A 13,451-nucleotide genomic window follows, 5' to 3' on the forward strand; every position below is an offset into this window, starting at 1 on the left:
TGGCGCGGCGGAGAACTTGCTGACAGCGAGCGCACGTGGGCGACCGCGTTGCCATCGATGTATTCGATTGCAGCGCGACCCGGGAGCGGCTCGCGGGTACCACTTCCATGCCAAGGTTGCGCCGCCGCTCACGTGCGGCTAGCCGGAAATCGACGATGCATCTTGCGCGACTGCGATGGGTTCTGCGGGCGTTGCTCGCCGCCGGGACGGTGCTGGCCGGTGATCCGGCGCGGGAGGCGGCCTGGCGCCAGGCCTGCGACGCTGCCACGCACCAAACCGTGTTGCAGGCGCAGGCGGCGGGCTTGCCGAACGAGGCGCGCGGCGTCTGGATGGATGGGACACGACTGCGCTTCGGTGGGGCGCCGGCGAGCGGACGCTACCGTCTGCATGCATCGCGCGCGGCAACGCTGGCGATCGTCGCCGGCCGCGTCGCCGGCGCCGAGGCAGTGTTCGATCTGGATCTCGATGCAGGGGCATTGCCCGCGGAGCTGCAGGCGCGCTTCGCCTGGGTCGGCGATGGCGTGAACCTGAGATTGCACGACAGCGATGCGCCGCGCCTGCGCGCGCTGTTGTCGGCGCAGTGGTTGCTGGTGCGCGAGGGCGCCGACGGTCGCGTGCAGCAGTCGACGGGACTGCAGTGGGCGGCGCTGATCGACGCGCTGTTCGCCGATACAGCGGCCGCCCAGTCGCTGGACCCGGTCGCGAATGCGAGCGGCAGTCGCGTGCGCGTGTTCGCACCCAGCGCGCAGTCGCTGGTGCTGTGTCGCTATCCATCGGCCACCGCCGCGGCGGTCGAGGCGGTGCCGATGCGTCGCCACGGCGACACCGGCACCTGGACCTTTGCGCGCAGCGACGACCTGCGCGGCCAGGGCTACCTGCTGCTGGTCGACGTGGTCGTGCCGGGCGTCGGGCTGGTGCGCAATCGCGTCACCGACCCGTACTCCACCGCGCTCAGCGCGAACTCGGCGCGCAGCCTGTTCGTCGATCTCACCGACGCCGCCGCCAAGCCCGAAGGCTGGGACGGCTTCGCGCGCGACAAGCGCCTGCGGCTCGACGCCGATCAGGTGATCTACGAACTGCATGTGCGCGACTTCTCCGCCAACGATGCCAGTGTCCCGGCCGCCCAGCGCGGCAAGTACGCGGCGTTCACCGTGGCCGCCTCCGATGGCATGCGCCATCTGCGCGCGCTCGCCGCCGCCGGGCTGAGCGACGTGCACCTGCTGCCGGTGTTCGACTTCGCCACCGTGCCCGAGATCGGCTGCGGCACGCCCGTGATCAGCGGCAGCGGCGACAGCAGCGCGCCACAGGCGGCGGTGCTGGCAGCGAAGTCCACCGACTGCTTCAACTGGGGCTACGACCCGCTGCATTTCGGCGTGCCCGAAGGCAGCTATGCCAGCGACGCCAACGATGCGCTGGCGCGCATCCGCGAGTTCCGCGCCATGGTGCTGGCGCTGAACCGCGCGGGGCTGCGCGTCGGCATGGACGTGGTCTACAACCACACGAGCGCCAGCGGCCAGGACGCGCGCTCGGTGCTCGACCGCATCGTGCCGGGCTACTACCACCGGCTCGACGCGCAGGGCCGCGTCACCACCTCGACCTGCTGCGCCAACACCGCCACCGAGCAGCGGATGATGGCGAAACTGATGATCGATACCGCAGTGCGCTTCGTGCGCGACTACCGCATCGAAGCGTTCCGCTTCGACCTGATGGGCCACCAGCCACGCGCGGCGATGGAGGAACTGCAACGCGCGGTCGATGCGGTCGCTGGCCGCCACGTTCCGCTGCTCGGCGAAGGCTGGAACTTCGGCGAGGTGGCCAACGGCGCGCGCTTCGTGCAGGCCTCGCAGCTGTCGTTGAACGGCAGCGGCATCGCCACCTTCAGCGACCGTGCCCGCGACGCCGTGCGCGGCGGTTCGGCGATGGACAACGACGCGCGCCTGGTCAGCGCCCAAGGTTTCGTCACCGGCCTGCACTACGACCGCAACGCGCAGGCGCTCGGCAGCCGCGACGACTTGCTGCGCGCTGCGGACCTGGTCCGCGTCGGGCTCGCCGGATCACTGCGCGATTACGTGCTCACCGACTACCGCGGCCAGTCCGTGCGCCTCGATGCGATCGGCTACGGCGATCAGCCGGCGGGCTATGTCAGCGCGCCGAACGAAGTCGTCAACTATGTCGAGAACCACGACAACCACACCCTGTTCGACATCGCCGCATTCAAGTTGCCGGGCGCGACCACGCGCGAGGAACGCGCCCGCGTGCAGCTGCTCGCCGCCGCGATCAATCTGTTCAGCCAGGGCATCGCCTATTTCCACGCCGGCTTCGATGTGCTGCGCAGCAAGTCGCTGGATCGCAACAGTTACGACAGTGGTGACTGGTTCAACCGCATCGACTGGAGCTACCAGGACAACGGCTTCGCCAGCGGCCTGCCGCCGCAGCCGGACAACGGCAATGCCTGGGCGCTGATGCGCCCGCTGCTGACCAACGCCGCGATCAAGCCGGAGCCGGCGCAGATCGCGTGGATGCGCGACGCCTTCCGCGACCAGCTAGCGATCCGCGCCAGCTCGACGCTGTTCCGCCTGCGCAGCGCCGAGGACATCCACCAGCGGCTGCGCTTCGTCAACACCGGCCCGAACCAGGAGCCGACCGTGCTCGCCGCATTGATCGATGGCGCCGGCTATCCCGGCGCCGGCTTCGCCACGCTCGCGTACTTCGTCAACGTCGATACCCGCGCCCATGAGCTTGCATTGCCCGAGGCCGCAGGCCGCGACTTCGTCCTGCACCCGGTGCAGCGCAATCCCGAAGGCGCCGACGCCCGCGCCCGCGAGGCCGTGTTCCACCGAGACCAAGGACGCTTCTCGCTGCCGGCGCGAACTGCGGTGGTGTTCGTGGTCGAGTCGGAGGTTGCGCCATGAGTCAGTGGATCTGGTTCTGGACGTTTGTGTTTGGTGTCGGTGTCGCGATGGCCGCCGAACCGCCGAAACGACCCGAAGTCGTGGCCAGCATCGCCTCGCCCGGCAAGGTGCTGACGGTAGAAGTCGGGCTCGATGAGGGGCGCGCCAGTTACGCGATCAAGCGCTTCGGAGAAACCGTGATCGCGCCGTCGCGGCTCGGTTTCCTGCTGCGTGGTGCCGAGAAACTCGAACGCAATCTGGTGCTGGGTGCGCAGTCGACATCGAGCCATGACGACACCTGGGAGCAACCCTGGGGCGAGTCGCGTTTCGTGCGCGACCAGCACAACGAGTTGCGCGTCACCTTCACCGAGACGCTGAAGGCCAAGCGCAGCTTCGAGGTCGTGTTCCGCGTGTTCGACGACGGTGTCGGCTTCCGCTACGTGTTCCCTGACCAGCCGCAGCTGCGCGAGGTGATCATCGACGACGAACTGACCGAGTTCCATGTCGCGCCGGAGGCCGAAGCCTGGTGGATCCCGGCCGGCGAGTGGAACCGCTACGAGTATCTGTACAACCGCACGCCGCTCACCGAAGTCGGGCAGGCGCATACGCCGATGACCATCCGCACGCGTGATGGGCTGCATCTCGCGTTCCACGAAGCGGCGCTGGTGGACTATTCCGCGATGTGGCTGCGTCGCGTCGAGGGCCAGCGCTTCAAGGCGCAGATCTCGCCCGCGTCCGAAGGTTGGAAGGTGCGCCGCCGCGCACCGTTCGCGACGCCGTGGCGTACGTTGCGCATCACCGACAGCGCCGCGGCCTTGTATGCGTCAAATCTGGAGCTGAATCTCAACGAACCCAATGCGCTGGGTGACGTGTCCTGGTTCAGGCCCGCGAAATATGTCGGCGTCTGGTGGGAGATGCATCTGGAGCGATCAAGCTGGGCGCGTGGGACGAAACACGGTGCAACCACCGCCAACACCCGCCGCTACATCGACTTCGCGGCCGAGAACGGCTTTCGTGGCGTGCTGGTCGAGGGCTGGAACCAGGGCTGGGACGGCAACTGGTTCGGTGACGGCAACGACTTCGATTTCAGCCGTGCCACCGAAGACTTCGACCTGCCGGCACTCGCCGAGTACGCGAAGTCGCGCGGCGTGCATCTGATCGGGCACCACGAAACCGGCGGCGCGGTCAGCCATTACGAGCAACAACTCGGTGCGGCGCTCGATCTGTATGCGCGGCACGGGGTCGATGTGATCAAGACCGGCTATGTCGCCGATGCCGGGCAGATCGAGCGCTTCGATGGTCGCAAGGGTCCGGTCTCGCGCGAGTGGCACGATGGCCAGTGGATGTCGCGTCACCATCTGCGCGTCGTCACCGAAGCCGCCAGGCGGCACATCGCGATCAATCCACACGAGCCGATCAAGGACACCGGCCTGCGCCGCACGTATCCGAACTGGGTGTCGCGCGAAGGCGCGCGCGGCATGGAATACGCGGCCTGGGGCAATCCGCAGAATCCGCCCGAGCACGAGGTCAACCTGGTGTTCACGCGCATGCTGGCGGGGCCGATGGACTACACGCCCGGCATCCTCAGCCTGCAGGGCCGCCACCACCCGATCCCTTCGACGCTGGCGAAACAGCTCGCGCTCTACGTGGTGATCTACAGCCCGATCCAGATGGTCGCCGACCTGCCCGAGCACTACGTGGAAGACGTCGATGCCTTCCGCTTCATCCAGGACGTCGCTGTCGACTGGGCCGAGACCCGGGTCCTGAATGGCGAGATCGGCGACTACGTGACCATCGCGCGCCAGGACCGCAACTCGGAAGCCTGGTTCCTCGGCAGCCTGACCGACGAACACGGCCGCGTGCTGCAGGTGCCGCTGTCCTTCCTGACGCCGGGCCGCACCTATCGCGCCGAGATCTATCGCGATGGCGACGATGCCCACTATCGCGATAACCGCTTCGCCTTCGCGACCGAACGGCGGGAGGTGCGAAGCGGCGACACGCTGACGATTCGCCTCGCCCCCGGCGGCGGCCAGGCGATCCGCTTCGTGCCGAAATAACCGTGACCCGGCCACGTCGTTGCGATGTAGGGTGTGCCGAGCCCCGCGAGGCGCACCGCAACCGGGCCGCGTAATCGTCGGCCTGCACGCGACCACGTCGCCCGCTCGTGCTGTGCAGCGTCCCGGTGGATCGGGCGTCGCATCGCGGTGCCCACCGGCAATGCGGCTACAGCAAGCAATCGCGCCGTTGCCGGCGCTCCTACAAACAGCCTCGAATCCGCACGCTGTCTGTAGGAGCGCCGGCAACGGCGCGATGCATCGTCACGCCGCGGGCTTCAATTTGGCGGCTTCGCGGGCCAACGCCTCGATACGCGCCCAGTCGCGCGCCGCGAGCGCGTCGCCGGGCACCATCCAGCTGCCGCCGAGGGTGAGGACGATCTTGAGCGCGAGGTAGCGCGGTGCGCTTTCCGGATCGATGCCGCCGGTGGGGCAGAACTTCACCTGCGGGAACGGGCCGGCGAACGACTTCAGCGCCGCGACGCCGCCGCTGGCCTCGGCCGGGAAGAACTTGAAGCGGCGATGACCGTGCTCCATGCCGCGCATGATGTCGCTCGCAGTGGCCACTGCGGGAATCAGCGGGATGGTGGCGCGCGATGCGGCCAGGTACAGGGCTTCGGTGGCGCCCGGTGCGATGGCGAAGCGTGCGCCGAGACGCGTGGCTTCGTCGAGCGCGTCCTCGTCGAGCACGGTGCCGGCGCCGACGATCGCCTCGGGCACGTCGCGCACGATCGCGGCGATCGCCTCGAACGCGATCGCACTGCGCAGTGTCACCTCGAGCACCGGCAGCCCGCCGGCGACCAGGGCGCGCGCCAGCGGCAACGCATGTTCGAGCTTGTTGATCGCGAGCACCGGCAGCACCGGGGCCCGCTTCAGAATCTGATCGACGCGCTCGCAGCGCTGTTCGATGGTCCATTGGTTCATGGGGTGCTCCGGAGCGCGGCTGTGCCCGCATCCTCGCGCGTCGCGGCGCGCAGCGCCATCGCGGCGCCGAGCAAGCCAGGGTGGGCGTGGGTGATGATGCCAATGGTGACCGATTCCAGCCACGTCGCGAAACGACCCTTGGCCAGGAAGCGTTCGCGGAATGCGCTCGAACGCAGGAACGGGATGAAGCGCGGCACGATGCCGCCGGCGATCAGCACGGTGCGCGCGCCGTGGATCAGGGCGCAGTCGCCGGCGACGCTGCCGAGCACTGCGCAGAAACGTGCCAGCGAGCGGCGTGCGACCAGATCATGGCCATCGAGCGCAGCCTCGACGATGGCGGCCGGATCGCGGAATTGTGCGCGCGGATCAAGCGCCGAGCTGAGGTCGTCTCCGGCCGCAAGCGCACCATCGATATGCGACAGCCCGGCACCGCAGAGCAGGCGTTCGTTGGAGACGCGCCCGAACTTCGCGGTCATCCAGCGCGCGATCGCCTGTTCCTCGTCGCCGAGAGCGGCAAAGCTGACATGCCCGCCCTCGGTTTCGACCACCTGCCAGCCGCGCGTCGCATCGCCGACCAGCAGCGCGACACCAAGCCCGGTGCCCGGGCCAAGCACACTGACCGGCCCCGAGAGTGGCGCATCCTGCGCACCGTGCAGGGTCACGACGTCCTCGCTGGTCAGCGCAGGCATCGCCCAGGCGACCGCGCCGAAGTCATTCAGCAGGTCCAGACGGTCGAGTTGCAGACGCCGCTGCAGCTCGCGCCGACTGAACGACCAGGCACGGTTGGTCAGGCGGATTTCGTCGGCACCGACCGGTGAGGCGACGGCGATCGCGGCGCGACTCGGCCTGGCGCCGACGTGTGCGAGGTAGTGCTCGGCTGCGTGCTGCAGGCTGGCGAAGTCGGCGTTGCGCAGCGACTGCTGCTGCAGCAACGCGGGCCGGGGTGCGGACAGGTCGGTGAGCGCGAAGCGCGCGTTGGTGCCGCCGATGTCGGCGATCATCGCGAGCGAGTTCGTGCGCATGGCTCAGTGGTCCGAGAACAGTGCGCAGGCGCCGCGTTCGGCCGAACCGACCTGGGCGCGCAGATTGCCGAACAGTTCGCGGCCGAGGCCGACGCGGTTTGCGGTGAGATCGAACTGCGCCGCTGCGCGCGTGGCCAGGGTCGCGGCATCGAGCAGCACGTCCAGGGTGCCGGCCTCGGCGTCGATGCGGATGCGGTCGCCATCGCACAGCTTCGCGATCGCGCCGGCGCAGACTGCTTCGGGGGTGACGTGGATCGCTGCCAGTACCTTGCCCGATGCGCCGGACATGCGCCCGTCGGTGAGCAGGGCGACGCGCTGGCCACGGTCCTGCAGCAGGCCGAGCGTTGGCGTCAGCTTGTGCAGTTCGGGCATGCCGTTGGCGCGCGGTCCTTGGGCGCGGATCACTGCGACGAAGTCGCCGACCAGCGCGCCGGCCTTGAACGCGGCGAGCAGCGCGTCCTGGGTATCGAACACACGCGCCGGCGCCTCGATCACGCGGTGCTCGGGCTTCACCGCGGACACCTTGACGATGGCGCGGCCGAGATTGCCCTGCAGGCGGCGCAGTCCGCCCTCGGCATCGAAGGGCGCGACGACACCGCGCAGGATGCTGGTGTCGAGCGAGGCCGGCGGCGGATCGCGCCAGCGCAGCTTGAGGCCCTCGAGATGCGGCTCCCAGGCCTGGTCGTGCAGGGTGCCGCCGTGCACGCAGCGGATGTCGGCATGCATCAGTCCGGCGTCGAGCAGTTCGCGGATCACGAAGCCAAGCCCACCGGCGGCTTGGAAGTGGTTCACATCGCCCTCGCCGTTCGGATAGATGCGGGTCAGCAGCGGCGTGGCGCGACTGAGTTCGTCGAGATCGTCCCAGTCGATGACGAGGCCGGCAGCGCGCGCGATCGCGACCAGATGGATGGCGTGGTTGGTCGAGCCGCCGGTCGCGGCCAGGCCGACCATCGCGTTCACGATGGCTTTCTCGTCGATGCTGTGGCCGATCGGCGTGTAGGCATCGCCGAGCGCGGTGATCGCGCAGACACGTTCGGTGGCGGCGACGGTGAGCGCATCGCGCAATGAGGTGCCGGGGCTGACGAAGGCGCTGCCGGGCAGGTGCAGGCCCATGACCTCGACCAGCATCTGGTTCGAGTTCGCGGTGCCGTAGAAGGTGCAGGTGCCGGGGCTGTGATACGAGGCGGCTTCGGCTTCCAGCAGCTGCTCGCGCGTCGCCTTGCCCTCGGCATAGGCCTGGCGCACGCGCGCCTTCTCGGCGTTCGGCAGGCCCGAGGGCATCGGCCCGGCCGGCACCAGGATCATCGGCAGATGACCGAAGGACAATGCACCGATCAGCAGGCCGGGCACGATCTTGTCACACACGCCGAGCAGCAAGGCGCCGTCGAACATCTCGTGCGAGAGCGCGATCGCGGTCGCCTGCGCGATCACGTCGCGCGAGAACAGCGACAGTTCCATACCGGCACGACCCTGGGTGACGCCGTCGCACATGGCCGGCACGCCACCCGCGACCTGGGCGGAGCCGCCAACGTTGCGCGCGGCCATGCGCATCAGCTCCGGGTAGTGCTTGAGCGGCTCGTGCGCGCTGAGCATGTCGTTGTAGGCAGTGACGATGCCGATGTTGGGGCCGCGCACGCCGCGCAGCAGCGGCTTGTCGCTGCCCGAAGCGGCGAAACCGTGCGCGAGGTTGCCGCAACCGAGGCGGGTGCGAGCGGGTTGCGCCTGGCGCGCCGCGTCGATACGCGCAAGATAGGCGCTGCGCGTGGCCTGGCTGCGCTCGCGGATGCGCGCGGTGACGCGTTCGGTGACCGGGTGCAGGAGCATCAGGGACTCCAGTGGATTTCGGCCGCAGGATGGTGCGCGGCGAGGAGGGCGGCGACGGGGAGCGTCGCAGCATTTGTGCCCGCATCTTCGCGGCGCCCTTCGACAGGCTCAGGGCGAACGGATGCGATCACACGTTCGAGCACGGCGCGCTTGTCGTGCCCGCTGATCACGAGCAGCAGGTGGCGCGACTTGAGGATGCGCGAGAGCGTCAGGCTCACGCGCGCATGCGGGCCGGCGGCGGGCATGGGGTTGGGCACGATCGGTAGCGCGGCGTTGGCCTGGGTCGGCGACAACGCGCCGGCCAGCGTTGGCGCGCCCGGGAACAGCGACGCGAAGTGGCCATCGGCGCCCATGCCGAGCATGCACACATCGAACGCTTGCGGGTAGGGCGTGAGTGCGCCGTTGGCGAAGTTCGCGCTCGGCGCGCCCTGCGGCAGCGCCGGCACCAGCGACAGCCAGCGGATGCCCTCGGCGCCGGCGAAGGCTTCGCGCATCTGGCGCAGGTTGCAATCGGGATGATCGGCCGGCACCCAGCGTTCGTCGCTCGGCAGGATGGTCACCCGCGACCAGTCGCGGAACTGCACCGCGAGGCGACGGAATACCGGTGGCGAGGTGCGGCCGCCAGCGAGTGCAAGCAGCGCGGCGCCGCGCTCGCGCAGCGCGATGTCGAGCGCGGCGTCGATGCGCGCCGAGCAGGCGGCGGCGAGCTGGTCGGTATTCGTGTGCTCGCACATGATCCAGGGCATCACCGCCATTCCCCGCAGTCCCGTTCGCCCTGAGCCTGTCGAAGGGCGATCGCGAAAAGCTCGCAGATCAAGGCTTCGAGTGACCGGGCTTCGACAGGCTCAGCCCGAACGGAGTCCATCGGCGCACTGCTCCGGCATCGGCCTGTCATGCGGTGCTCCTCATTCGCGCCAGCTGTGGCCATGGCGCTCGGTCAGCGCGACCGAGCTGCTCGGGCCCCAGGTGCCGGCCGGATAGGCCTTGGGCGTGACGCCTTGCGTGCGCCAGCCGTCGAGAATGCCGTCGATCCACTGCCACGCGGCTTCGGTTTCGTCGCGGCGAACGAACAAGGTGCCATTGCCTTCGATCGCGTCCAGGTACAGGCGTTCGTAGGCGAGACGGCGGCGCGGCTGCGCGAAGGCGTCGTGCACGTCGAGATCGAGCGTGACCTGGGCCAGCTTGAGGCCGCTGCGATCCAGACCCGGGGTCTTGTGCATCAGCGTCAGCTCGATCTGTTCCTCGGGCTGCAGCTTGATGATCAGCGCATTCGGGTCGGTGCGTACGCCGCTGCCCTTGAAGATCGAATGCGGCACGGCGCGGAACTGCAGGTAGATCTCGGTGCAGCGACGCGGCATGCGCTTGCCGGTGCGCAGGTAGAACGGCACGCCCGACCAGCGCCAGTTGTCGATGTGGGCACGCAGCGCGATATAGGTTTCGGTATCGCTGGCGCGTCCGAGTTCCTCGCGGTAGCCGGGCACCGCCACGCCCTCGACCGCACCGGCGGCGTACTGTCCTGCAACGCTGTGCGAAGCAACCTCGTGCGCACCGATCGGGCGCAGGGCGCGCAGCACCTTGAGCTTCTCGTCGCGCACCGCGCCCGGGTCGAAGTGCGAGGGCGGCTCCATCGCCGCCAGGCTCAGCAGTTGCAGCAGGTGGTTCTGCAGCATGTCGCGACTGGCGCCGGAGTGGTCGTAGTAGTCGCCGCGGCCTTCGACGCCGATGGTCTCGGCCACCGTGATCTGCACCTGCTCGATATGGCGGGCGTTCCACAGCGGCTCGAACAGCGCGTTGCCGAAGCGCAGCGCGAGCAGGTTCTGCACGCCTTCCTTGCCGAGGTAGTGGTCGACACGGAACACGCGCGACTCGTCGAACACGCGGCTGACGCCATCGTTGATGGCGATGGCGCTGGCGCGATCGTGGCCGATCGGCTTCTCCAGCATCACCCGCGACGATGCATCGGCCAGCCCGGCCGCGGCCAGCAATTCGCAGATCGGCGCATAGAAGCGCGGCGCCGTCGACAAGTGGCAGACCACGGCGCCCTCGCGCAGCGCGCGGATACGGTCGGTGAGCGCCTGCGCCGCAGTCGCATCGGCGATGTCCGCCGCCTGGTAGTGCACGGCCGCGAGGAAGCGCGCGAGCGAATCCGGGTCGCGGTCGCCGGCAGCCACCCGCTGCAGCAGCGCCGCCTCGACCTCGGCGCGGAAGCCGGCGTCATCGAGCGCGCTGCGCGCCGTGCCGAGGATGCGAAAGCCCGCGGGCAACAGCTCGTCGCGGAACAGACCATATAGCGAAGGCAGCAACATGCGCTGGGCGAGGTCGCCGGTAGCGCCGAAAATCACCAACAGGGAAGCGGGCTGTGCGCTCATGCAACTCGTTCATTCGGGGATGCCGCGAGCGTAGCGCGTCCACGCTTTCGCGCACGAGCGCATACGATTGCAGCCGCTCTCCTAGCGGTCGAGCGTGGCCTCGACGCGCACTTCGGTCTTCACCGACTGACCGATGAAGCAGCCCTTGTGCGCGCGTTCGTGCAGCGCGTGGAACTCGGCGTCGGTTGGTTGGCGGTCGCCGAAGAAGCGCACTTTGGGGCGCAGCGTGGCGACGACTACCGCCATCGCGCCCTCGGCGTTCTTGCCGAGTTCGCACTCGGCGTCGTCGGCGTAGGCGTCGACGATGAAGCCGCGGTTCGCAGCGACCGCGAGAAAGGTCAGCAGATGGCAACTCGATAGCGCCGAGAGCAGCATTTGCTCGGGATCGGCCAGCGTCGCGTTGCCGCCATACGCCGCCGCCGCCGAAACCCCGAGCGTCTGCCCGCCGAGATAGCGCACGCGATGATCCTTCGGATAGTTGCCGCGCTCGAAGCTCGCGTCATTGCGCTGCCAGTCCAGGGTGATGCGGTGGTCGCTCATTCGGTATGTCCGTGGTCTAGATCGACTCGGGCTGCGCGCGCAACGCAGCCATGAAGTCGAGGTTGAGGCTGATGTCCGGCAGCGCCGTCAGCGCGATGTCGCCCTCGGCGCGGCGGATCTCGGCCGCGGCAAAGCGGCTGCCCTCCTGCCGATACAGGGTCAGTACGCCGCCGATCGGATCGATGAGCCACAGTTCGCGCACGCCGGCGATGTCATAGCGCTGGCGCTTGTCGACCAGGTCGAAGCTGCTGGTCGAAGGCGACAGCACCTCGATGATCAGGTCAGGTGCGCCGCGGATGCCGCGCGCGTCGAGCTTGGCGGCGTCGCAGACCACGACCAGGTCGGGCTCGAATACGGTGTCGATGACGTCATCGGACTCGTTGGCACGCGACAGGCGCACGCCGACCGGGCCGGTGAAGGCGCGGCAGGGCGAATGCTTCAGCCGCGCATGCAATTGCCCGGCCAGTTCGAAGACGACGGTCTGGTGCGCGATAGAAGGCGGTGCCATCGCGTAGGCGAGGCCATCGAGCAACTGCCAGCGCTCGTTCTCCGGCCACGCCAGGTAGTCGCGATAGCTGAATTCGCCGGGTTTTGTGCGCGGCTTGGCCATGGATCACTCCGCTTTGCGATTAGCGTAGCACTCCGATGCGCCGAGCCACGCGGGTGAAGGCGTCGATGGCGCGGTCGAGGTGTTCGCGGGTGTGGGCGGCGCTCATCTGGGTGCGGATGCGCGCCTGGCCCTTCGCCACCACCGGGAAGAAGAAGCCGGTGACGTAGATGCCTTCGTCGAGCAGTTGCGCGGCCATCTGCTGCGCCAGCGGTGCGTCGTAGATCATCACCGGCACGATCGGATGCACGCCTGGCTTGAGGTCGAAGCCGGCCGCCGTCATCTGTTCGCGGAAGTAATGCGTGTTCTCGGCCAGTCGCTCGCGCAGGTGCCCGGCCGCGCCGAGCATGTCGAAGGCCTTGCTGCCGGCCTCGACCACGTGCGGCGGTAGCGAGTTCGAGAACAGGTAGGGACGCGAGCGCTGGCGCAGCAGTTCGATCACTTCGCGCTTGCCGGTGGTGAAACCGCCGAGCGCTCCGCCCATGGCCTTGCCGAGGGTGCCGGTGAAGATGTCGATGCGGTCCATCACGCCGTTCACTTCGGCCGAACCGCGGCCGGTCGCGCCGAGGAAGCCGGTGGCGTGGCATTCGTCGATGTGCACGAGCGCGCCATATTCGCGTGCCAGCGCGGTGATCCTGTCGAGCGGCGCGATGAAGCCGTCCATCGAGAACACGCCGTCGCTGCTGATCAGGATCGTGCGCGCGCCATCCATCTTGGCCTGCTTCAGCTGCGCTTCCAGATCGGCCAGGTCGCAATTCGCGTAGCGATAGCGTTTGGCCTTGCACAGGCGCACGCCGTCGATGATCGAGGCATGGTTGAGCGCGTCCGAGATGATCGCGTCCTCCTCGCCGAGCAGCGGTTCGAACAGGCCGCCATTGGCGTCGAAGCAGGAGCCGTAGAGGATGCTGTCCTCGGTGCCGAAAAACGCGGCGATCTTCGCTTCCAGCTGCTTGTGCAGGTCCTGCGTGCCGCAGATGAAGCGCACGCTGGCCATGCCGAAACCGTGCGTGTCGAGCGCGTGTTTGGCGGCGGCGATGATGTCCGGGTGGTCGGCCAGGCCGAGGTAGTTGTTGGCGCAGAAGTTCAGCACCTTGCGGCCGTCGGCGAGGGTGATCTCGGCCGACTGCGGTGAGGTGATGATGCGCTCGCGCTTGAACAGGCCCTGCGCCTCGATGGCGGCGAGTTCGTCGCGGTAGCGCTGCAGTGCCGGGTGGCTCATG

At 68.6% G+C, this 13,451-nt stretch carries 10 protein-coding genes; 2 read left to right on the forward strand and 8 right to left on the reverse strand.

Annotated elements, in window-relative coordinates:
- Window positions 1-155 precede the first annotated feature (155 nt).
- The gene (locus IPG63_13335; GenBank protein ID MBK6728219.1) at window positions 156-2,912 is read left to right on the forward strand and encodes a DUF3372 domain-containing protein; all 2,757 of its coding nucleotides are present in this window, start codon (window positions 156-158) and stop codon (window positions 2,910-2,912) included.
- Window positions 2,909-4,948 (forward strand): glycoside hydrolase family 97 protein, encoded by a 2,040-nt coding sequence (locus tag IPG63_13340; protein MBK6728220.1) that lies wholly within the window; start codon window positions 2,909-2,911, stop codon window positions 4,946-4,948. The genes IPG63_13335 and IPG63_13340 overlap by 4 nt, the downstream gene beginning before the upstream one ends.
- Window positions 4,949-5,209: 261 nt before the next feature.
- Here IPG63_13340 and IPG63_13345 read toward each other — a convergent pair whose 3' ends face one another.
- The 8 genes from IPG63_13345 to kbl all read right to left on the reverse strand — a co-directional run bounded on the left by IPG63_13345 (window position 5,210) and on the right by kbl (window position 13,450).
- Window positions 5,210-5,869, reverse strand: coding sequence for a bifunctional 4-hydroxy-2-oxoglutarate aldolase/2-dehydro-3-deoxy-phosphogluconate aldolase (locus tag IPG63_13345; GenBank protein ID MBK6728221.1), 660 nt, complete (start codon window positions 5,867-5,869; stop codon window positions 5,210-5,212).
- Window positions 5,866-6,891 (reverse strand): glucokinase, encoded by a 1,026-nt coding sequence (gene glk / locus IPG63_13350; protein MBK6728222.1) that lies wholly within the window; start codon window positions 6,889-6,891, stop codon window positions 5,866-5,868. Before glk ends, IPG63_13345 begins: the two co-directional genes overlap by 4 nt.
- 3 nt (window positions 6,892-6,894) lie before the next feature.
- Entirely contained in the window at window positions 6,895-8,715 is a 1,821-nt protein-coding gene (locus tag IPG63_13355; GenBank protein MBK6728223.1) for a phosphogluconate dehydratase, read from the reverse strand.
- A complete protein-coding gene (pgl, locus tag IPG63_13360; GenBank protein MBK6728224.1) occupies window positions 8,715-9,461 on the reverse strand; it encodes a 6-phosphogluconolactonase in 747 nt (248 codons plus the stop codon). The genes IPG63_13355 and pgl overlap by 1 nt, the downstream gene beginning before the upstream one ends.
- A 159-nt stretch (window positions 9,462-9,620) precedes the next feature.
- Window positions 9,621-11,084, reverse strand: a complete 1,464-nt coding sequence (gene zwf, locus IPG63_13365) for a glucose-6-phosphate dehydrogenase (GenBank protein MBK6728225.1) — start codon at window positions 11,082-11,084, stop codon at window positions 9,621-9,623.
- A gap of 81 nt (window positions 11,085-11,165) precedes the next feature.
- Window positions 11,166-11,624: an OsmC family protein gene (locus IPG63_13370; protein ID MBK6728226.1), complete on the reverse strand. Its 459-nt coding sequence runs from the start codon at window positions 11,622-11,624 to the stop codon at window positions 11,166-11,168.
- Between the two features lie 16 nt (window positions 11,625-11,640).
- Window positions 11,641-12,234: a Uma2 family endonuclease gene (locus tag IPG63_13375; GenBank protein MBK6728227.1), complete on the reverse strand. Its 594-nt coding sequence runs from the start codon at window positions 12,232-12,234 to the stop codon at window positions 11,641-11,643.
- A gap of 19 nt (window positions 12,235-12,253) precedes the next feature.
- On the reverse strand, window positions 12,254-13,450 hold the full coding sequence (gene kbl / locus IPG63_13380) for a glycine C-acetyltransferase (protein ID MBK6728228.1): 1,197 nt from the start codon (window positions 13,448-13,450) through the stop codon (window positions 12,254-12,256).
- Window position 13,451: the final 1 nt, after the last annotated feature.

The organism is Lysobacterales bacterium (assembly GCA_016703225.1).
In the GTDB taxonomy this organism is placed as follows: Bacteria; Pseudomonadota; Gammaproteobacteria; order Xanthomonadales; family Ahniellaceae; genus JADKHK01.